Source organism: Pseudomonas sp. 10S5 (genome assembly GCF_035019745.1).
Taxonomy (GTDB): domain Bacteria; phylum Pseudomonadota; class Gammaproteobacteria; order Pseudomonadales; family Pseudomonadaceae; genus Aquipseudomonas.
The window spans coordinates 150,730-169,677 of the sequence record NZ_JASJVL010000012.1; the positions used below are offsets into that span (position 1 = coordinate 150,730).

The following is an 18,948-nucleotide window of genomic DNA, read 5'->3' on the forward strand; positions in this document are numbered from 1 at the left end:
CCGCCTTTGTAGAGAACGATTCGTTTTTGTTTTTTCTCTCTACTGCAAGGAGCCATGTCATGGCTGATCTCAACACTGATGTATACGAGAACCCGATGGGCCTTATGGGCTTTGAGTTTATCGAGTTTGCTTCGCCGATTCCGAACGTTTTGGAGCCCGTGTTCCAGATCATGGGCTTCACCAAGGTTGCCAATCACCGCTCGAAAAACGTTTCGCTGTACCGCCAGGGCGAGATCAATATCATCCTCAACAATGAACCCCACAGCGTCGCGTCTTATTTTGCGGCCGAGCATGGCCCGTCAGTGTGCGGCATGGCGTTTCGGGTCAAGGATGCGCAACAGGCTTACAGCCGCGCCTTGGAATTGGGCGCTCAACCGGTAGAAATCGCTACGGGACCAATGGAACTGAGGCTACCGGCGATCAAGGGCATTGGTGGTGCACCTTTGTACTTGATCGACCGCTTCGGTGAAGGGACCTCGATTTACGATATCGACTTCAACTTCATCGAAGGCGTGGAGCGCCACCCGGCCGGCGCCGGCCTGAAGTTCATCGACCACTTGACCCACAACGTGTATCGCGGGCGCATGGCGTATTGGGCGAATTTTTACGAGAAGCTGTTCAATTTCCGCGAACTTCGTTATTTCGACATCAAAGGCGAGTACACCGGCCTGACCTCAAAAGCCATGAGCGCGCCGGACGGCATGATCCGTATCCCGTTGAACGAAGAGTCGTCGAAAGGCGCTGGTCAAATCGAAGAGTTTTTGATGCAGTTCAATGGCGAAGGCATCCAGCATGTCGCGTTTTTTACCGACGACTTGATTAAAACCTGGGACGCCTTGAAAGCCATCGGCATGCGCTTCATGACACCGCCACCAAGTACCTATTACGAGATGCTCGAAGGGCGTTTGCCAAATCACGGCGAGCCGCAGGACCAATTGCAAGCCCGCGGGATATTGCTCGATGGCTCGTCAGACGGCAGCGAGCGACGATTGCTGTTGCAGATATTCTCGGAAACCCTGATGGGGCCGGTGTTCTTCGAGTTCATCCAGCGCAAAGGCGATGACGGTTTCGGCGAAGGCAACTTCAAGGCGTTGTTTGAATCCATTGAGCGCGATCAGGTCAGGCGTGGGGTGCTGACGGCTGACTAAGCCCCACGCTAACCACCCTACAGATTTAAAAGCTGAAAACTGCCACCCATTCTCAGGCTTATATCCTGGGCAGTTTTCAGCAGTTTCTGCGCGGCCTGATCTTGCGCCTCTCCGTTGAACCCCGAAGCCGATCCCACCACTGTAACCACTCCCGCCAGCTTGTTGCCCATGGCGAAAACCGGTGACGATACGGCATTCACTCCCGCCATCAACATCCCGTGAATCTGATGCACCCCAGTGCTGCGGATGTCCTTGAGGTGTTTTACGACGTCTTTCAATTGCCGGGCATTCAGTTGGGCTGACTCCGGCTCACGCAGCGCCGCTGTTTCATTGGCCGGTAGAAAACTGTTGAACACCAAGCCAGTGGAAGAGCTGAGCAGTGGCAGCACCGAGCCGATCTGGGTGACCAGCGTCACCGCGCCTATGGACTGTTCGACGTAGACCACGGTGGGTCCTTTATTGCCCCATACCGCGAGAAAGCAGGTTTCGTTGAGGTCATCACGCAACGCGCAAAGGTGCGGCGCAGCGGTTTTCAATACGTCCAGTTGTCCGAGCGCCGCCAGCCCCACCAGCAAGGCTTCACGCCCCAGGCCATAGTGGTTGGTGACGGCGTTTTGTTCGGCGAAACCGCTGGCGACTAACGCTTGCAGGTAACGATGAACCTTGCTCGCCGGCATGCCCACATGCTCAGCCAATTTCGACAATGAGGTCGCAGGCGCCAGCTCAGCCAATGCTTTGAGAATGCCAACACCGACTTCAGCCGCTTGGACTTTTTGCTGACGTGCGCCTGCTGGACTTTCGATTTCCGCTGTCATGAACAAGTACGCGCCGGTCTGGGAAGGCTGCTTTATAGCTTGACCTCATCACAAACTCAAATTACGTTATGCGTAATTCAATTACGTTAAAAGTCTTGAGAGCCACCTGGGTGGCGCTAGGGCTTACGCGGTGTGTCAGTTTCTGCCGCTTTGCCAACAAGACGGTATCTACAGAATCTTCTACAGAGGTCGAGATGCTCACAGCCCACTCTTTTGAATCCTTGGCCTACCAAAGCGGCTTCGGTAACGAGTTCAGCAGCGAAGCTCTGCCCGGCGCGTTACCGCGCGGGCAGAACTCCCCGCAGCAACATTCCCATGGTCTGTACACCGAGCAATTTTCCGGTACAGCGTTCACCGTGTCGCGTGCCGAAGCCCGTCGAACCTGGTTATATCGAATCAAGCCATCGGCGGCACACCCCCGCTTTGAGCGCTTGTCGAGGCAGATTGTCGGGCAACAGCTTGGCCCGATTACCCCCAACAGGCTGCGCTGGGACGCGTTCGAAATCCCATCAGCGCCCACTGATTTCCTTGATGGCTTAATCAACCTTGCCAGCACGGCCGCGGCGGATCAGGTCGAAGGCGTAAGTGTGTATGTCTACTGCGCCAACCGCTCAATGGACCGCGCGTTCTTCAATGCTGACGGTGAATGGTTGATCGTGCCCCAAGTTGGTCGCTTACGAGTGATCACTGAATTGGGCGTGCTGGAGATCGAGCCGCAAGAAATTGTCGTGCTGCCCCGTGGTTTGAAATTTAGTGTTCACCTACTCGACGCGAGCGCCCGCGGCTATGTTTGTGAGAATCATGGCTGCGCGTTGCGCCTGCCGGATCTGGGGCCGATTGGCAGCAATGGCTTGGCTAATCCACGGGATTTTCTGACACCTGTTGCGCAGTTCGAAGACCGAGAGGAGCCAGTACTGCTGGTGCAGAAATTTCTCGGCGAACTGTGGGCTACGCAACTTGATCATTCGCCGTTCGATGTGGTGGCGTGGCATGGCAACAACGTGCCGTATAAGTACGATTTACGCCGTTTCAATACCGTGGGTTCGGTGAGTTTTGATCATCCGGACCCGTCGATCTTTACCGTGTTGACCGCGCCCAGTTCAGTTCAGGGTCAGGCCAACGTCGATTTTGTAATCTTTCCGCCGCGCTGGATGGTTGCTGAAAAAACCTTTCGGCCACCGTGGTTCCATCGCAATCTAATGAATGAGTTCATGGGGTTGATTGAAGGCGCTTACGATGCCAAGGCAGAGGGTTTCATCCCCGGCGGCGCGTCGTTGCATAACTGTATGAGCGCCCACGGGCCGGATAATGCCACCGCAGAAAAAGCCATCGCTGCCGAATTAACGCCGCAGAAAATCGACAACACCATGGCGTTCATGCTCGAGACCGGCAAAGTGCTGCGTCCTAGCCGCCATGCCCTCGACTGCCCGCAACTGCAAACTGACTACGATGCCTGTTGGTCAGGCATGGCCAAAACCTTTGATTCGGGAACCCAAGCATGACGTCTCCATCGAATACCCTTAGCTGGGTGATCTCGGCCAACGGCCACAGCGATTTCCCGTTACACAACCTGCCGCTGGGTGTGTTCAGCCGAGACGGTCTGAGCAAGCGCGGTGGCGTGGCCATCGGCGAAATGATTTTCGACCTGCGAGCAGCATTAAGTGCGGGCTTTTTTAACGGCGCCGCCTTTGATGCTGCAGAAGCCGCCAGTCGTGATCAGCTCAATGACTTTTTTGCCTTGGGTTCGCCTGCCCGTAGGGCGTTGCGCAATGAGCTGTTGCACTTACTCGACCATGCGAGCCCGCAACTTTCACGCTTGCAGCCCTTGGCTGAAACCTTGCTGCACCCCATGGCCGACTGCGTGATGCATGTACCAGCGCGCATCGGTGATTACACCGATTTTTACGTTGGTATCCATCATGCGATGAACGTCGGCAAGCTGTTTCGCCCGGATAATCCGCTGCTGCCCAACTACAAATACGTGCCTATCGGATACCACGGTCGTGCGTCGACCATTTGTATTTCAGAGACCCCGGTCAAACGTCCTAACGGCCAGACCTTGGCCCCGGGCGCGACGGTTCCCGAGTTTGGCCCGAGTAAACGCCTGGATTACGAACTGGAAATGGGCGTGTGGATAGGTCCGGGTAATGCGTTGGGCGAGGCAATCGCCATCGGTGATGCTGCCGAGCATATTGCCGGGTTTTGCTTACTTAATGACTGGTCGGCTCGCGACTTACAAGCTTGGGAATACCAGCCATTGGGGCCGTTCTTGTCCAAGAGCTTTGCCACCAGTATCTCCGCCTGGGTAGTGACGGCAGAGGCTTTGGCTCCGTTTCGCACCGCGCAACCGGCGCGACCAGCGGGCGATCCGCAACCTTTGCCGTACCTGTTCGACGCTGGCGATCAACGGGACGGGGCATTGGATATCGAACTGGAAGTGTTGCTACTCACCCAGCAGATGAAAGAGCAAGGCATAGCGCCTCAGCGTCTGGCCTTGAGCAATACGCAAAACATGTACTGGACCGTCGCACAAATGGTGGCGCACCACAGCGTCAATGGGTGCAAATTGCAGCCAGGTGATTTGTTGGGTACCGGGACGTTATCCGGGCCGCACGCGGGGCAGTTTGGTAGCTTGCTGGAAATCAGCGACGGCGGAAAAACCGCGCTGGCATTGGCCAGCGGTGAATCGCGGCGCTTCCTGGAAACCGGCGATGAAGTGATCTTCCGCGCGCGCTGTCACCGTGAAGGTTATGCGTCGATTGGCTTTGGCGAATGTCGAGGTGTTGTGCTCGGCGCTTGAATGGAGTGCCTTTTGAAATGGCCTTCGCAGGCCAGCCTGCGAAGGAGCTAAGCAGGGGAATCAAAACTCGCGGTCAAACCCAATATTCAACGACCCGCTGCGCGGCAAGAAGCGTCCTTGCCGATTGCCTTGGACCTGCCCTTCGGCGTAGCTCAACTGACCATTGACCCACACGGCATCAATCCCCTCGGCGGCGCGTTGTGGGTCATTAAAGTCGGCAACGTCACGGATGCGTGTTGGATCAAACAGGACCAGATCGGCCCAATACCCTTCGCGAATTTCTCCCCGCTCATGCAAGCCAAAACGTGCCGCTGAAAGACCGGTCATTTTATGTACGGCGGTGTGCAACGGGAACAGGCCCAGGTCGCGGCTGAAGTGTCCCAGCACTCTAGGAAACGCGCCCCACAAACGCGGATGCGGAAACGGGTCTTCGGGCAAACCGTCAGAGCCAATCATCGATAACGGGTGCGCCAGAATACGCTGCACGTCGCTTTCGTCCATGCCGTAATACACCGCGCCCGCAGGCTGCAATGTGCGTGCGGTGTCCAGCAATGAAAGGCCCCACTGATTGGCGATGTCGATCAAATCGCGACCGCTTTGATCAGGATGCGGCGTCGACCAAGTAATGGTAATGCGGAAGGCGTCGGTGACTTGTTTGAGATCAAGCGTCGAGGAACTGGCGGCATACGGGTAACAATCGCAGCCTACCGGGTGGGTGTGTGCGGCGCTTTCCAGTGCAGCGAGCAGTTGCGGACTGCGGCCCCAATTACCGGCACCAGCGCATTTCAAGTGCGAAATCACTACCGGCGCTTTGGCGTGACGCGCAATGCGGAACGCTTCGTCCATCGCCTCCAACACGGGCTCAAATTCACTGCGTAAATGCGTGGTATACAGCGCGCCGAATGCGGTCAGCTCTTCGGCCAGTTGCAGCACTTCGTCGGTGTCCGCCGAAAACGCCGAGGCGTAAGCCAAACCTGTAGAAAGCCCCAGTGCACCGGCCTCAAGGCTTTCGCGCAACTGGGTACGCATGGCAGCGATTTCCGCCGGGGTGGCGGTGCGGTGCAGATCATCCAGATGGTTGCTGCGCAAGGCGGTATGACCGATCAGCGCCGCGACGTTGACGGCGGGGCGGGCGGCGTCTACTGCCGCGCGGTAATCGCTGAAACGCGGGTAAATAAAAGCAGCGGCGGTGCCCAGCAAGTTCATCGGGTCCGGCGGCTCAGCCAACAGACTCACAGGTGAAGCACTGATTCCGCAGTTGCCAACGATCACCGTGGTGACACCTTGGCTGATTTTCGGCAGCATTTGAGGTGTGCGAATAACCACGGTGTCGTCGTGGGTGTGGACGTCGATAAATCCCGGTGCCAATACCCGGCCATTGGCGTCAATTTCGTCCTTGGCCGACACATCATCGAGCTTGCCAATACGTTGAATTCGGCCTCCATGGATGGCCACGTCGGCAGGGTAGGCCGGACTGTTGCTGCCGTCGATGACCAGTACGTTGCGGATCAGTAAGTCGTAGAGCATGTCTGTCTCCCTGTGGTCGAAAACCGTTCACGGTACGCCTGAGGTGTAATCGCGACGGCTCTTAAAAAGCTGCGGCGCAATGTCTCTTCAGTGCCAAATCCACAGCGGTTGGCAATGCGTTTGATCGGCAGGACGCTATCACTCAGCAGGCGCCGTGCAGCTTCTACGCGAAGCTGTTCGATAGCCCGCGCCGGGGTGCTTGCGGTTTCGGCGCGGTAGTGACGGACGAAACTGCGTTCACTCATGCCGACCCGTTCGGCAAGGACGGCGACTGATAAGTCGCCGCTGAGGTTGTCGGCAATCCAGGCATGAAGTTCAGCGAAGCGCCCGGCGCTTTTCTGTAACGCAAGGGTCGCGCTGAACTGCGATTGCCCACCGGGACGTTTAAGGAATACCACTAGATGTCGAGCAATGGCCAACGCCAATTCCTGGCCCAGATCCTCTTCCACTAGCGCTAACGCCAGATCAATGCCCGCTGTCACCCCCGCGGAAGTCCAGACCATACCGTCGTTGATGAAAATAGGATCAGGCTCTACTCGCAGTGCTGGATAGCGTAGCGCCAGTTCATCGCAACGGCTCCAATGCGTAGCCACCCGCCGTCCATCCAGCATCCCGCCCGCCGCCAGCAAAAACGCACCGGTGCACACCGACGCCAGTCGCCTTGCCGTTGTCGCTTGCCCACGTAACCAGCTCAGCAACTCCAGGTTTTCAGCCGCAGCATTAACGCCCCGACCGCCCGCGATGATCAAAGTATCGGAGGGGTCATCAGCTCCGGGCAACGGCGCGGTCAGCAATCCCAAGCCTGCCGATGAAACCACCGAGTTCGGTTCGGCGGCGATCACCTGAAGTGCGTAAACCAGGCCACGGCCTTGCTTGCGCATCAAGTCGTTGACCGTGGCAAATACCTGCAGCGGGCCGCAAACGTCTAGCAATTGCACGTCGGGAAAGGCCAGCAGATGCACGGTTTTAAGTGGGGTGGTCATGGCAGGCTCCGCGCCAACGAAGCATGTTGGCGGAAAATGTGGGGTGTCTGGCGTATCTGCCAAAGGCTAGCGGACTACAGTGGTTTCGTCCATCACCCACACCACGGCATACCCAGAGAAGGAGACATCGCATGGCGCTTCACATCGGTTTACTGGTATTTCCTAACGTGCAACAGCTGGACCTGACCGGGCCCTATGAAGTATTCGCGTCGTTGCCTGACGTGACCGTGCACCTGGTTTGGAAGACGCTTGCGCCGATTCGTTCCAGCACCGGACTGACCCTAATGCCCGATACTGTTTTTGAAAGCTGTCCGCCTCTGGACGTGATTTGTATTCCTGGGGGGAAGGGTGTCGATGCGTTGATGGAGGACGCCGAGACGCTGGCGTTCATTCAACGTCAGGCGCAGGGTGCGCGCTTTGTGACCTCGGTCTGCACTGGCGCATTGGTGTTGGGAGCGGCGGGTTTGTTGCGGGGCCGGCGCGCGACCACGCATTGGGCGTCACACGGATTGCTCGAAGCGCTCGGGGCGGTTCCGGTGCAGGCGCGGGTGGTTCGTGATGGCAACCTGATGACGGGCGGAGGGATCACGGCGGGGATCGATTTCGCGCTGACCTTGGCTGGGGAATTGTTCGGTGCGCTGGAAGCCCAAGCCACCCAACTGCAACTGGAATATGCGCCTGCGCCGCCGTTTAATGCAGGGCATCCCGAGACGGCGCCCGCTGAGGTGCTGGCGTTGGCCGTCAAACGCGGTGCGGCGTCGCTGGCCAACCGTCAGCAGGTGATAGCGCGGGTTGCCGCCAGACTGCACAGCGCCTGAGCCTTCAGCGCCGCCGGGCTCAAGAACACTCAATCACAGGAAAACGCCACCGGAGGCTTCGATGCGCTGACCGTTGACCCAACCGTTGCCATCGGCCAATAGCATGGAAATTGCACCGCCGATGTCGTCAGGCAAACCCACCCGGCCTAACGCGGTGCCAGAGGCAATATGTTGATTAACCTGTGGATTGTCACGTACCAATCCGCCGCCGAAGTCGGTAGCGATAGCGCCCGGCGCCAAGGTGTTGACCCGAATACCCCGTGGCCCCAGCTCTTGCGCTTGATAACGGGTCAGCACTTCAATACCGCCTTTCATTATTGCGTAGGCCGCTTTGCCGATCATGGAAAAGCGGGTCAAACCTGAGGAAATATTAACAATCCGGCCCTGGTCCGCAATCATCGGGAGCAGACGTTGAGTCAGGAAAAACGGACCTTTGAGATGAACATTCATCATCTGGTCGAATTGCTCTTCACTGGTCTCGGCGAAGCTGGCGTCTATACCGGTACCGGCGTTGTTGATCAAAAAGTCGAATGAATCCCGAGAAAAATTGCTGTTGAGCGCGTCACTGACCAATGAGGTAAACCCAGCAAAAGTGCTGCTGTCGCCGACGTCCAGTTGCAGCATGACGGCGCGGCTGCCGAGGCGCTCGATTTCCTTGGTAACGGCTTGAGATTCAGTGGTGTTGCTGTGAAACGTACCAATGATGTCGATGCCTTGGGCCGCCAAGTGCAGGGCGGTGCTTTTGCCGAGGCCACGGCTGGCTCCGGTGATGAGTGCGATTTTACGGGTCATTGTGTGTTCCTTTTGCGCAAGAGTGATGCGGTGGACGTAGTGTATTTATCCGCCGCTTCATGATAAATAGGGCTAAATCGGAATCACTGATCGAATATTTCGAACAATCCAAGGGTTGGCGATGAACAAACTTGAATTACTGAAAACATTCGTCAGGGTCACCGAGCTGTCGAGTTTTACTCAAGCCGGGGAAAGCCTGGGCCTGCCGCGATCAACGGTTTCCGAGCACGTGCAGGCGCTGGAAGTCTTGATGGGCACGCAGTTATTGCACCGCACCACCCGCAAAGTGCAGGTTACCCAAGACGGTTTGGTGCTGTATGACCGTAGCAAAAGTTTGCTGTCGAACATGGACGAACTCGAAGGTTTATTTCGACAGGAGGGTGCGGTATTGGCCGGACGTTTGCGGGTGGACATGCCCAGTTCATTGGCACGCAAATTGTTTATGCCACGGCTGCCTGAGTTCGTTCGCCGTCATCCGCAAATCGATCTGGAAATCAGCAGCACCGATCGTCGGGTTGATCTAGTGCGGGAAGGGTTTGATTGTGTGTTGAGAGTGGGCGCACAACCGGATCAATCGGTTATCGCTCGGTCGATTGGGCGGGTCACGATGATCAATTGCGCGAGCCCGAGTTATCTACGCGCGTATGGGGTGCCAATCGCCCTCGAAGATTTGGCCCAGCATCGGCTGGTTCATTACGTGGGGGTTTTGGGCGCACGCTCCGATGGGTTTGAATACCTGCACAACGGTAAAGTGCGACGGCTGCCTATGGCGGGCTGTATTACGGTCAATAACACCGAAACCTACGAATCCGCCTGCCGTGCGGGCCTTGGTCTGGTGCAGGTTCCACGGATGGGCGCGCGCGAGTTTCTGGCCAGCGGCGAATTCGTGTCGATATTACCTGATTACGTGCCCGCGCCAATGGAGGTGTCGCTGCTCTACGCCCGGCAGCAGCACGTACCGGAGCGGCTGAGAATTTTCATGCAATGGCTTGAGGCGTTGTTTCGCGAGTATGTGCAGGAGACTTAATTACTGGGCTGTCGGGATTTCATACCACCCCAGAAACAGGCTCAGCGTGGATTCCATCACCGATTCTTGAGCGCAGGAAGCCAACGTTTCAGCGCCTTGAGTGATCTGTGGCCAGAAGGCAAACGCTTTTATCAGGGCGTGAATCTGGGTCGCGGCGAAGCTGGGGTCAACGGCTTTGAAACGGCCGTCCAGTTGCGCTGCGCGGATCCAGGCAGTGAAGCTTTCTTCCCGTTCATTTAGGCGTGAGACCATGTTTTGCGCGCGCTCTGGAGAATGAATTGTGGCAGCAATAGCCACGCGCGCCAGATCAATGAAGTTGCTGTCAGCCAGCGTTCGCATTTTTGATTCCAACAATGCCTTGAGTTGATCGCGTAGCGGGCGCTCGGGGTGGTAAGTCATATCTTGCAGATCGGTACTGCTGGTCCATAGCCGTTGCAGAATTTCGGAGAACAGTTCCTCCTTGCTCGGAAAGTGGTTGTACACCGTGCGCTTGGAGACTTGTGCCACTGCGGCAATTTTGTCCATGCTGGTGACGTCGAACCCATTGACGCGAAATTCGGCAATCGCCGCCAAGACAATGGCTTCACGTTTACGGTCGGTCAGGCGCAGGGGAGCTTTCATAAAAATTCGCTTCAGACGGGCGGATTGAAAAATTTACACTTTGCAGTTTACTTGTCACCCGGGTTGTTGCAAGCTTAAAACTACACTGTGTAGTGTAGTTGTTCCCGCTGGACACTCTACCTGTCATCCTCGTTCGTCAAGATCCAGGAATCCCGTCCTGCTCCTTGGAGTCAGCTTCTCATGACCAAGACACCGCAATTCGTTAAAGTCGCCGCCCCTGTGTTGGATTCTTTTCAGCAGGAAGGGCGCTACCGTAACCACGCCCCAACACACCGATTGGGATTTCTGAAAACCCTGCGTTTATTTTGGATGGCGCTTTTTGGAAAGCCTTCGCACACCCGCCCAGCGGGCGACATCCCGGTGCAACCGCTGTCCCGTCAGCAACTGCTAGCGGCGCCTAATAACAGTGTGTTCCGTTTGGGTCATTCAACGGTATTGCTCAAGCTGCGTGACCAGTTCTGGCTGACTGATCCGGTGTTCGCTGAGCGTGCATCTCCCGTGCAATGGGCCGGCCCGCAGCGTTTCCATCAGCCACCCATCAGTCTCGACGAACTGCCGCCGATCAAGGCTGTGATTCTTTCGCATAACCATTACGACCACCTCGATCACATGGCAATCAAGGCGCTTATCCACAAAACCGAACACTTCCTGGCGCCTACAGGGGTGGGCGACACCTTGATTGAGTGGGGCGTGCCGGCAGAGAAAGTGCAGCAACTGGATTGGTGGCAATCCACTGAAGTGGGTGGCTTAACCTTTGTGGCCACGCCATCGCAACACTTTTCCGGGCGTACGTTGCTCGACGGCAATAGAACGTTATGGGCATCGTGGGTGATGGTCGATAACAACCAGAAAATCTTCTTCAGCGGGGACAGTGGGTATTTCAACGGTTTTAAACACATCGGCGACCGCTTTGGCCCATTTGACCTCACGCTGATGGAAACCGGCGCCTACAACGTCGACTGGCCCGATGTCCACATGCAGCCCGAGCAAACACTGCAAGCGCACATTGATCTGCGCGGGCGTTGGCTCTTGCCGATTCACAACGGCACCTTCGATTTGGCGATGCACGCCTGGCATGAACCGTTCGATCGCATCCTGGCGCTGGCTTGGGAAAAAAATATTGCCATCAGCACGCCGCAGATGGGCCAGCCGTTCTACCTGGATTATCCCACCCGCGGGCATGCCTGGTGGTTAGGGGTTGAAGGGGTGGTTGAGACAAGTCCAGGCAATGCGGAGCGTCACGGGATTCGGGGTTTGTAGGAACTATCATGTTTGAGGGGGAAACTCCGCGTGCTGCAACAGGGCTTCGTACCAACGATTCACCGACAATCCCAATCCGCCTATGTCGAGGAAAGGTCCTTGGGATCGGGTGGGGTAGTGGGGCGCGGTTTTTCACCCTGTTGGTTGAGCTTTTTATTGTGTTCGCCCACATCACCGACCTCTTTTGGTGTTTGAGTAGTGCCGCTGCGTTTGGTCTTTTGAATCATGCTAGGAGCCTCTATGGTGGTTACTGGCTAAGAGAGCGAATCAATCGCCGCGCTTCATCGACCGCTAGTGGCTGCTTCATTCGTTCGGCAAATAACGCCATCGCCCGTTGATATTGGCAGGCGACGATGGCAGCAACCATACCGTTCTGGCTTAGCAGGGCGATGAAGTTGTAGTGTTCCGGCGAGCCTTCAAAGACGATGTCGTCCCACGTTTCGGCGTGGCCCAGGTAATCGAAGCGTTTGCCAAAGTGGTAGGTCCAGAAAAACGGCACGTCGGCGTATTGTTCATGAGCGCCTAGCATGTTGTGCGCCGCGATCCGCGCCTGTTGTTGGGCCAGTCGCCAATGTTCGATGCGATGCGGCTTGCCAGACAATGGGAAGGTAACGATGTCGCCTGCTGCCCATAAGCCCTCGGCGACTTGCATGCCCCCATCCACTCGTAGGGAACCGTCGTGTTCTCGATTGACGCCCTCGACCCATTCAATCGCCGGGCTGACACCGATACCGATCAGGGCTAATTCAGCTTGGAGCCGCTCGCCGGTATCGAGTACCACCGACTCAAGATGCCCAGCGCCTTCAAAACGTGTCACGTCCACGTGGGTACGAAACAACACGCCGTTTTGTTCATGCAAGTGACGAATAGCGCGCCCGATACGTTCGCCAAATTGCGCGCTGAACGGTGCTTGATGCCGCGCTATTACGGTCACCGACATCCCGCGTTTGCGCAACGCCGAAGCCGCTTCTAACCCAATAAAGCTGTCGCCGATAATCACCGCTTGAGCGCAAGGAGGCGCTGCGTGCAAGATCCACTCTGCGTCCTGTCTTGTGCGCAGTAGCAACACCTCTGGCAACTTGGCGCCGGGCACGTCCAGTGAATGGGGTTCTGCGCCGGTGACCAACAGCGCAGCGTGGTACTCAAACGGCTGCTCACCTGTCTCATTCAGGCGCACCGTCAAGCGTTTGCTGGCAACCTCCAGCCGGGTGACCTCGCCATGAATTCGCTCGATACGGTGCTGGCGGTAAAAAGCTTCATCGCGCAGGGGCGGGATTTTGTCCGGTTTCATTTCCCCAGCGATGACAAACTTACTTAGCGCGGTGCGGTCGTAACCGGGTTGGGCCTCACGGTCGATCAACAGCAGGCGACCGCCAAAGCCTTTTGCCCTTAATGCAGACGCCGCGGCGGTCCCAGCAGCCCCAGCGCCAATAATTGCAAAGCAGCGTTCATCCTTCACAACGGCGGCGGACGTCAGTAGGGGGTTGTCGTCGATTCGCACTTCGCCATCCACTACATACGCCGGGTAGCGCTTCAGGTTATCCAGAGCGGGTGGTTCACATAACGTGCCGTCTTCGATGGCAAATGTCCCTTTGTGCCAGGGGCAAATCAGCCTGCCGTTGCACACTGCTCCATCAACTAGAGGCGCGCCGGCGTGGGGGCATAGAGCTTGATAAGCACGGACCTCATCGCCAAGCCGCAGCAACAAAAATTTCTGCTCGCCAATTTCGACTTGGGTACCCCCGTCATGGCTTAGGTCGGCGAAACGGGCGACTGGATGTAGGGCCATGAGCATTCTCCAGGAGGTTGTTCCCCTTATGAGTCAGCGTCTTGGGTGAGGTTCAGTGAAAATGACCGTTGCCTGCCTGCAACTCGGCTACGTTCGTCGGAGAAGCGCCCCTACCTGAACGGTGACGCTGGGTGACATTCCCGCGCTTGCACCCGGCCAGTCTCGGCACGCATGATCTGGCCTTTGCTGACGGCTTTACCGTCAGCTGCCGAATCTGCTGTCACGGAGGCACTGTTGTCGATGGAAGAGGTTAGTCGCGGTTTCAGCAGCTGGTTGAAGGCGCCGGGCCACGCGGATTGGTTGTCGCGGGAGGGCAATCGACTATTGGCGTTTGCCAAGGCCGCAAAACTACCGCAAGGTTTCGGCAATCTGGATGATGAAGGGCATCTGCCCGAGCACGCCCAGGCCGAAACCATGAACACGGCGCGCATGACTCATAGTTTTGCCTTGGCGCACATCGCCGGTATTCCAGGCTGTGCCGCGTTGATTGATCATGGCATTGCGGCGCTCCGTGGCCCGCTTCGCGACGCCGAGCATGGCGGCTGGTTCGCCACTCCGCTGGCCAGTGGCGCTGATGACGCAAAAGCTGCCTATTTGCATGCGTTCGTCGCACTGGCCGCCAGCTCGGCGGTAGTCGCCGACCGCCCCGGCGCATCTGAATTGCTGGCGGACGCTATAGATGTGTTGGAAACGCATTTCTGGAGCACAGAAGAGGGCGCCTTGCGAGAGTCCTTTGCCCGCGACTGGAGTCATGAAGAGGCCTATCGCGGCGCTAACAGCAATATGCACGGCACCGAAGCTTTTTTGGCACTGGCCGATGTCACTGGCGACAGCAAATGGTTGGACCGTGCTCTGAGTATTGTCGAAAGGGTGATTCATACCCATGCTGCTGCCAACAGCTTTCAAGTGGTGGAGCATTTCAGTCTGAATTGGCAGGCTCTGCCTGATTACAACCAGGACAACCCGGCGGACGGTTTTCGGCCTTTCGGCACGACCCCGGGCCACGCTTTCGAATGGTCACGGTTGTTGCTGCACCTTGAAGCGGCACGCCAACAAGCGAAACTGCCGACGCCGCATTGGTTGCTTGAAGATGCCACGTTATTGTTCAAAGGCGCTTGCCAGAATGGCTGGAATGTCGACGGAGCTCCTGGCATTGTCTACACCCTGGACTGGCAAAACCGTCCGGTGGTGCGTCACCGTCTGCACTGGACTCACGCTGAAGCCTGCGCGTCAGCAGCGGCGTTGTTGCAGCGTACCGGCGAAAAACAGTACGAGGACTGGTATCGGCTGTTCTGGGAATTCAACGAAACCTTCTTCATCGACCGCATAAATGGCAGCTGGCTTCACGAGCTAAACCCACATAACCAGCCCAGCGCCGATATCTGGCCCGGCAAACCAGACCTGTATCACGCGTACCAAGCGACGCTGTTGCCCTTGCTGGCACTGACACCCAGCCTGGCCATGGGCCTCGCTCGGATTAGGTGAGCTCAAAAGACCTTAATTTTTCAGGCGAAAATTCGTTGGCCAGACCTGTGCTCGCCAAGGGCGCTTAGAGTGAGGCGTGTCACTCATCAATCGTCAGTTCAACCCATGTTGGCGCGTGATCGCTGGCGTGGGGCAGGTCTCGCGGCCAGCGGTCGACGCCAGCGTTTTTCAATCTTGGCGCAAGCTCGGCGTTGAGCAGCAGATGGTCAATGCGCAAGCCAGAGTTAGTTTCCCAGTGTTTGCGAAAATAATCCCAGAAGGTATAGATCCGTTCATCCGGGTAGTGGGTGCGCAGGGCATCGGTCCAGCCTTGAGCCAGCAGGCGTTGGAAGCATTCGCGGCTTTGCGGCTGTAGCAGCGCATCTTTTAGCCATGAACGGGTGTTGTAGATGTCTTGATCGGTGGGTATCACGTTGTAGTCACCAGCCAGCACCACCGGGTGGCCGCTGTCATACAAGCCCGCAGCATGCTCGATCAGCTTTTGGAACCAGTGCAATTTGTACTCGAATTTTGCCCCCGGCTGGGGATTGCCGTTAGGCAGGTATAAGCAGCCAATGATGATCCCATGCACGGCAGCTTCAAGATACCGGCTGTGGGTGTCGTTTTCATTGTCCGGTAACCCGCGACGAATCTCTAGCGGGTCCATCCCTTTGGCGAGAATGGCCACGCCATTCCAAGACGATTGCCCGTGCCAGACCGCCCCATAACCCGCCTCCCGAACGTCATTGATAGGGAACGCCAAGTCGGTTGCTTTCAATTCCTGCAAACACACTACATCCGGTGCTTCACGTGCCAGCCACTCCAACAGAATGGGCAGGCGTGCGCGAATGCCATTGATATTGAACGTAGCGATCTTAAGCAGGTTCATGGGCTGGTGTCTCAGATGGGGTCTCAGTGCTTTGAGAGGTGCCGCCGCGAGAGATTCAATGCGTTGCACTGCCCATTGCGGTCTTTTTGTCCGTTAGTGAACACTTGCCAGGCAAGCCGCCGCCGTTGACTTTGCGCTTTGGTGGCTACTTGTTACCGGCGGCACCGTCCATGCTTTAGGTGCTGCGTAACAGCAAAGGGCTTTTTAACGCCACCTGATGGGCTTAACCTGTGGTCAAATCTCAGTGATCGAGGGAGACACACCCGATGAACGCAAACGCCTGCGCAGACACTCACATCCAGCCATTACCTTTTCAATTGGGCGGCGATCAATCGCCGCTTAACGATGCCGACGCCGATGAAGACGACAGTTACGGCGGCTACGGCGGCGACGTCGATCTTGATCTGGAAGACCTGAGACTTGAAGAATTCAGTGACTCAGACAAACTCGACTCGACCCATGGCGGTGACGTTGGGTCGTCGTCATTGAGCTAAGATCGTTGTGCTGCCTGGGCGACGACGCGATTTCAAACAGCGCCGCCTTTAGCCATATGCCGCGCCATGTCGATCACCGCTTCTTCGGCCGTTGCACTCACACCTGCCCAACTGCAGGCCAGCATCAAATTGCGCGGCAGGCCGAAGTCTTCCACCATAAACCCATCTGCATCAAACCCTTGCGGGTCATGACTTACCAATTCGCGCAGCGACCCGATCGGGTCGAAATAAGCCCACACCGGTTTACCCAGTGCTACCGCCATCCCGACTTCGAATGCGGTGCCCGAGTCCGGCTCCAGGCCGCGAAACACGTTTAAATTGGCCAATACCCCTTCGCAGCGCCTGAGCATGACGATGTTCATTGCACAGATCTGTTGTGCAGTGGCCTCTGGCGTTCGATCTTCGGTGACTTCGTTATCGAAGGGGTACAAACCCTCTATTCCCTGATTCGCGCACAGAGCTTTGAGGTAGTGGCCGTGCTCAATGGCGTCTGGCCTGAAAACGTCGAAGCCCGCTAGATAGATTTGCGGTGCCGATAATTTTTTCATATCAAATACCTTGAATTTTTCGCCTTGCGTCGATTCTAGCTTGCCGCCGTGGACGTGCGCTGTTATCTGTACGGATAACCAGTATCGGCCAATGTAAATCAGCTTTGTGAATAACTTCCGTGAACAGTACTCCCCTAGACAACCCGTTTTATTACCTCGTCAATTTTCAGCGCGTGCTGGAGTGGGTCGCTGAGCGTTACGCCGATTTGCTGGACAGCGCCGAGCGCCAGTTCATCAGCGACTTTATCGATCTGCCTCAGAACGCTCAAGGCTTGCTAGTACGAATGGTAATGCGCAAGGGCACACTGTTTCGCGCCAGTAAATTGAGCTACACAGAGATTGGCGACCCAGCGGCGGCCGTGCAACCGTTGCTGGAAAATGGCTGGGTAAACCCGCGACCCCTAACTAGCCTGGATGAGCTCTTCGGGCTGTTGCGCAAGGCCGAGGTCGTTACGTGTTTTAAGGCGCATGGATTAAAAAATACTGAAAAAAAAACCGTAATGCTTGAACAGTTACATGGCCTTTATCCCGAAACGCAAACGATTGATCAGTGGCACAGCACGTTCAATGAACCGGTGTACGGCCTTACTGTCATGGCGCTCTGCGAACGGTTACGGCTGTTGTATTTCGGCAATTTGCACCAAGAATGGTCGGAGTTTGTGCTCGCCGATCTAGGGGTTTACCGCTACGAAAAAGTCGAATTCAGCGCAGAATCTCGCGGTATCAATGAACGCGCAGACATCGACACCTGTTTGCAGCTGCACCTATGTCGGCAAACGTTGGAGCTATCACTGACGGTGGAAACGCTGACAACTTTGGCCCAGCAAGCGCTCGCGGTCGAGAGTCGCAGTCCGTGGCTGAATATGCGCCGAGCCAAGCTGCTGTTCCAGATAGGTCAACGGGCCGAACGGTTGCAGGACTGGGCGCTGGCCTTATCGGTTTATGAGCAGGGCAATTACCCCGGTGCCCGACTGCGACGGATTCGGGTGCTGGAACGCAGTGCTGACGTCCTAGGGGCCATGGCATTGCTCGAGAGCGCCCAAACAGCGCCTGAAAATGCTGCCGAGGCTCAGGGCTTGTTACGCATATTGCCGCGACTACAACGCCGGTTGGGTTTGCAGAGCCCGCGCCGACGCCGTGCCAATGTGCTGAGTCGTCTTGATATAACGGTGCCTCAGAACCTGGAGCTAAGCGTTGAGCACATGATTCAGCGGCACTTGGCCGATGATGCCGGACCGGTTTACTACGTCGAAAATACGCTGATTAACTCGCTGTTTGGATTGCTCTGTTGGTCGGCCATCTTTGCTCCGCTACCCGGGGCGTTTTTTCACCCGTTTCACAGTGCGCCCAGCGATCTGTATAGCCCTGATTTCTATCAACGCCGAGCAACATTGTTTGACGATTGCCTGCGACAGCTGGATTCTGGGGCGTATCAGACTACTGTTCGCCAACACTTCCAAAACAAACAAGGCCTGCAATCGCCGTTTGTATTTTGGGGCACATTGACTGAAGAGCTGTTAGACCACGCGTTGCAGTGCTTGCCCGCCGAGCATCTGCGCCGATGGTTTCTGCGGTTGCTGATGGACATCAAAGCCAATCGCACGGGCATGCCCGACCTGATCCAGTTTTATCCGGCCCAGCAGCGTTACCGCATGATCGAAGTCAAAGGGCCCGGCGACCGTCTACAGGACAATCAGTTGCGTTGGCTGGATTTCTGCACTGAACATGGTATGCCAGTGGTGGTGTGTTACGTGCAATGGGCAAAAGAGTCGCTGGCCATATATCCGGCAGCCTGAGCACCGGTTCTTTTTCATTAAGCCCACTACGACAATGACCTGGAAGCACCAGTTCTTGCACACGCTTATGACAGCCTCGATCATCTCTACTACGTTTCAAAACGGGTCGCCCTAGTGCAAAAGTGACCCGTTTTTACCGCAAAGTAGTTACTTGCTACCGCTGCCACCAGCCCCCCC

The 18,948-nt window shown here is 56.6% G+C and carries 18 protein-coding genes; 9 read left to right on the top strand and 9 right to left on the bottom strand.

The annotated features are described in order from the left end of the window. Positions 1 to 59: 59 nt before the first annotated feature. Positions 60 to 1,148 carry a 4-hydroxyphenylpyruvate dioxygenase gene (gene hppD, locus QN378_RS15110; RefSeq protein ID WP_322204424.1) on the top strand — a complete coding sequence of 363 codons (1,089 nt, stop codon included), beginning with the start codon at positions 60 to 62 and terminating at the stop codon, positions 1,146 to 1,148. 17 nt (positions 1,149 to 1,165) lie between these two features. Here hppD and QN378_RS15115 read toward each other — a convergent pair whose 3' ends face one another. Further along, positions 1,166 to 1,963 carry an IclR family transcriptional regulator gene (locus QN378_RS15115; protein WP_322204421.1) on the bottom strand — a complete coding sequence of 266 codons (798 nt, stop codon included), beginning with the start codon at positions 1,961 to 1,963 and terminating at the stop codon, positions 1,166 to 1,168. A gap of 194 nt (positions 1,964 to 2,157) precedes the next feature. Between QN378_RS15115 and hmgA the strand changes: the two genes are divergently transcribed. Further along, positions 2,158 to 3,465 carry a homogentisate 1,2-dioxygenase gene (hmgA, locus tag QN378_RS15120; RefSeq protein ID WP_323549788.1) on the top strand — a complete coding sequence of 436 codons (1,308 nt, stop codon included), beginning with the start codon at positions 2,158 to 2,160 and terminating at the stop codon, positions 3,463 to 3,465. Beyond that, the gene (gene fahA, locus QN378_RS15125; RefSeq protein ID WP_323549786.1) at positions 3,462 to 4,763 is read left to right on the top strand and encodes a fumarylacetoacetase; all 1,302 of its coding nucleotides are present in this window, start codon (positions 3,462 to 3,464) and stop codon (positions 4,761 to 4,763) included. The genes hmgA and fahA overlap by 4 nt, the downstream gene beginning before the upstream one ends. Before the next feature lie 60 nt (positions 4,764 to 4,823). On the opposite strand, the gene QN378_RS15130 is transcribed toward fahA, so the two are convergent. Both QN378_RS15130 and QN378_RS15135 read right to left on the bottom strand, forming a co-directional pair. After that, entirely contained in the window at positions 4,824 to 6,290 is a 1,467-nt protein-coding gene (locus QN378_RS15130) for a D-aminoacylase (RefSeq protein WP_323549784.1), read from the bottom strand. Beyond that, on the bottom strand, positions 6,272 to 7,273 hold the full coding sequence (locus tag QN378_RS15135) for a GlxA family transcriptional regulator (protein ID WP_323549782.1): 1,002 nt from the start codon (positions 7,271 to 7,273) through the stop codon (positions 6,272 to 6,274). The genes QN378_RS15130 and QN378_RS15135 overlap by 19 nt, the downstream gene beginning before the upstream one ends. A gap of 131 nt (positions 7,274 to 7,404) precedes the next feature. Here QN378_RS15135 and QN378_RS15140 point away from each other — a divergent pair, with 131 nt between their 5' ends. Continuing rightward, positions 7,405 to 8,091, top strand: a complete 687-nt coding sequence (locus tag QN378_RS15140; protein ID WP_322204411.1) for a DJ-1/PfpI family protein — start codon at positions 7,405 to 7,407, stop codon at positions 8,089 to 8,091. Between the two features lie 33 nt (positions 8,092 to 8,124). Here QN378_RS15140 and QN378_RS15145 read toward each other — a convergent pair whose 3' ends face one another. After that, positions 8,125 to 8,883 (bottom strand): SDR family NAD(P)-dependent oxidoreductase, encoded by a 759-nt coding sequence (locus QN378_RS15145; RefSeq protein ID WP_322204409.1) that lies wholly within the window; start codon positions 8,881 to 8,883, stop codon positions 8,125 to 8,127. A gap of 121 nt (positions 8,884 to 9,004) precedes the next feature. Between QN378_RS15145 and QN378_RS15150 the strand changes: the two genes are divergently transcribed. After that, a complete protein-coding gene (locus QN378_RS15150) occupies positions 9,005 to 9,910 on the top strand; it encodes a LysR family transcriptional regulator (protein ID WP_322204407.1) in 906 nt (301 codons plus the stop codon). Here QN378_RS15150 and QN378_RS15155 read toward each other — a convergent pair whose 3' ends face one another. Then, positions 9,911 to 10,531 carry a TetR/AcrR family transcriptional regulator gene (locus QN378_RS15155; protein WP_322204405.1) on the bottom strand — a complete coding sequence of 207 codons (621 nt, stop codon included), beginning with the start codon at positions 10,529 to 10,531 and terminating at the stop codon, positions 9,911 to 9,913. Between the two features lie 180 nt (positions 10,532 to 10,711). Here QN378_RS15155 and QN378_RS15160 point away from each other — a divergent pair, with 180 nt between their 5' ends. After that, positions 10,712 to 11,791 carry an MBL fold metallo-hydrolase gene (locus tag QN378_RS15160; RefSeq protein WP_323549778.1) on the top strand — a complete coding sequence of 360 codons (1,080 nt, stop codon included), beginning with the start codon at positions 10,712 to 10,714 and terminating at the stop codon, positions 11,789 to 11,791. Positions 11,792 to 11,871: 80 nt separating this feature from the next. Here the strand turns inward: QN378_RS15160 and QN378_RS15165 are convergent, their stop codons facing one another. After that, a complete protein-coding gene (locus tag QN378_RS15165; protein WP_323549777.1) occupies positions 11,872 to 12,018 on the bottom strand; it encodes a hypothetical protein in 147 nt (48 codons plus the stop codon). 20 nt (positions 12,019 to 12,038) lie between these two features. Next, positions 12,039 to 13,580 carry an FAD-dependent oxidoreductase gene (locus QN378_RS15170; protein WP_323549776.1) on the bottom strand — a complete coding sequence of 514 codons (1,542 nt, stop codon included), beginning with the start codon at positions 13,578 to 13,580 and terminating at the stop codon, positions 12,039 to 12,041. Positions 13,581 to 13,820: 240 nt separating this feature from the next. On the opposite strand from QN378_RS15170, the gene QN378_RS15175 reads away from it, so the two are divergent. After that, positions 13,821 to 15,065, top strand: a complete 1,245-nt coding sequence (locus QN378_RS15175; RefSeq protein WP_322206890.1) for an AGE family epimerase/isomerase — start codon at positions 13,821 to 13,823, stop codon at positions 15,063 to 15,065. A 79-nt stretch (positions 15,066 to 15,144) separates the two neighbouring features. On the opposite strand, the gene xth is transcribed toward QN378_RS15175, so the two are convergent. Continuing rightward, the gene (gene xth, locus QN378_RS15180; RefSeq protein ID WP_322204396.1) at positions 15,145 to 15,933 is read right to left on the bottom strand and encodes an exodeoxyribonuclease III; all 789 of its coding nucleotides are present in this window, start codon (positions 15,931 to 15,933) and stop codon (positions 15,145 to 15,147) included. A 266-nt stretch (positions 15,934 to 16,199) separates the two neighbouring features. Between xth and QN378_RS15185 the strand changes: the two genes are divergently transcribed. Next, complete coding sequence (locus QN378_RS15185; RefSeq protein WP_322204394.1) at positions 16,200 to 16,427, top strand: hypothetical protein; 228 nt, start codon at positions 16,200 to 16,202, stop codon at positions 16,425 to 16,427. A 32-nt stretch (positions 16,428 to 16,459) separates the two neighbouring features. Here QN378_RS15185 and QN378_RS15190 read toward each other — a convergent pair whose 3' ends face one another. Then, positions 16,460 to 16,975 carry a nucleoside 2-deoxyribosyltransferase gene (locus tag QN378_RS15190; protein ID WP_322204392.1) on the bottom strand — a complete coding sequence of 172 codons (516 nt, stop codon included), beginning with the start codon at positions 16,973 to 16,975 and terminating at the stop codon, positions 16,460 to 16,462. A gap of 119 nt (positions 16,976 to 17,094) precedes the next feature. Between QN378_RS15190 and QN378_RS15195 the strand changes: the two genes are divergently transcribed. After that, positions 17,095 to 18,771: a VRR-NUC domain-containing protein gene (locus QN378_RS15195; protein WP_323549772.1), complete on the top strand. Its 1,677-nt coding sequence runs from the start codon at positions 17,095 to 17,097 to the stop codon at positions 18,769 to 18,771. Positions 18,772 to 18,948: the final 177 nt, after the last annotated feature.

Excerpts from the sequence above, each read along its gene's own strand:
- hppD (WP_322204424.1), top strand. The coding sequence starts at position 60 with ATGGCTGATCTCAACACTGATGTATACGAGAACCCGATGGGCCTTATG.
- QN378_RS15115 (WP_322204421.1), bottom strand. The coding sequence starts at position 1,963 with ATGACAGCGGAAATCGAAAGTCCAGCAGGCGCACGTCAGCAAAAAGTC.
- hmgA (WP_323549788.1), top strand. The coding sequence starts at position 2,158 with ATGCTCACAGCCCACTCTTTTGAATCCTTGGCCTACCAAAGCGGCTTC.
- fahA (WP_323549786.1), top strand. The coding sequence starts at position 3,462 with ATGACGTCTCCATCGAATACCCTTAGCTGGGTGATCTCGGCCAACGGC.
- QN378_RS15130 (WP_323549784.1), bottom strand. The coding sequence starts at position 6,290 with ATGCTCTACGACTTACTGATCCGCAACGTACTGGTCATCGACGGCAGC.
- QN378_RS15135 (WP_323549782.1), bottom strand. The coding sequence starts at position 7,273 with ATGACCACCCCACTTAAAACCGTGCATCTGCTGGCCTTTCCCGACGTG.
- QN378_RS15140 (WP_322204411.1), top strand. The coding sequence starts at position 7,405 with ATGGCGCTTCACATCGGTTTACTGGTATTTCCTAACGTGCAACAGCTG.
- QN378_RS15145 (WP_322204409.1), bottom strand. The coding sequence starts at position 8,883 with ATGACCCGTAAAATCGCACTCATCACCGGAGCCAGCCGTGGCCTCGGC.
- QN378_RS15150 (WP_322204407.1), top strand. The coding sequence starts at position 9,005 with ATGAACAAACTTGAATTACTGAAAACATTCGTCAGGGTCACCGAGCTG.
- QN378_RS15155 (WP_322204405.1), bottom strand. The coding sequence starts at position 10,531 with ATGAAAGCTCCCCTGCGCCTGACCGACCGTAAACGTGAAGCCATTGTC.
- QN378_RS15160 (WP_323549778.1), top strand. The coding sequence starts at position 10,712 with ATGACCAAGACACCGCAATTCGTTAAAGTCGCCGCCCCTGTGTTGGAT.
- QN378_RS15165 (WP_323549777.1), bottom strand. The coding sequence starts at position 12,018 with ATGATTCAAAAGACCAAACGCAGCGGCACTACTCAAACACCAAAAGAG.
- QN378_RS15170 (WP_323549776.1), bottom strand. The coding sequence starts at position 13,580 with ATGGCCCTACATCCAGTCGCCCGTTTCGCCGACCTAAGCCATGACGGG.
- QN378_RS15175 (WP_322206890.1), top strand. The coding sequence starts at position 13,821 with ATGGAAGAGGTTAGTCGCGGTTTCAGCAGCTGGTTGAAGGCGCCGGGC.
- xth (WP_322204396.1), bottom strand. The coding sequence starts at position 15,933 with ATGAACCTGCTTAAGATCGCTACGTTCAATATCAATGGCATTCGCGCA.
- QN378_RS15185 (WP_322204394.1), top strand. The coding sequence starts at position 16,200 with ATGAACGCAAACGCCTGCGCAGACACTCACATCCAGCCATTACCTTTT.
- QN378_RS15190 (WP_322204392.1), bottom strand. The coding sequence starts at position 16,975 with ATGAAAAAATTATCGGCACCGCAAATCTATCTAGCGGGCTTCGACGTT.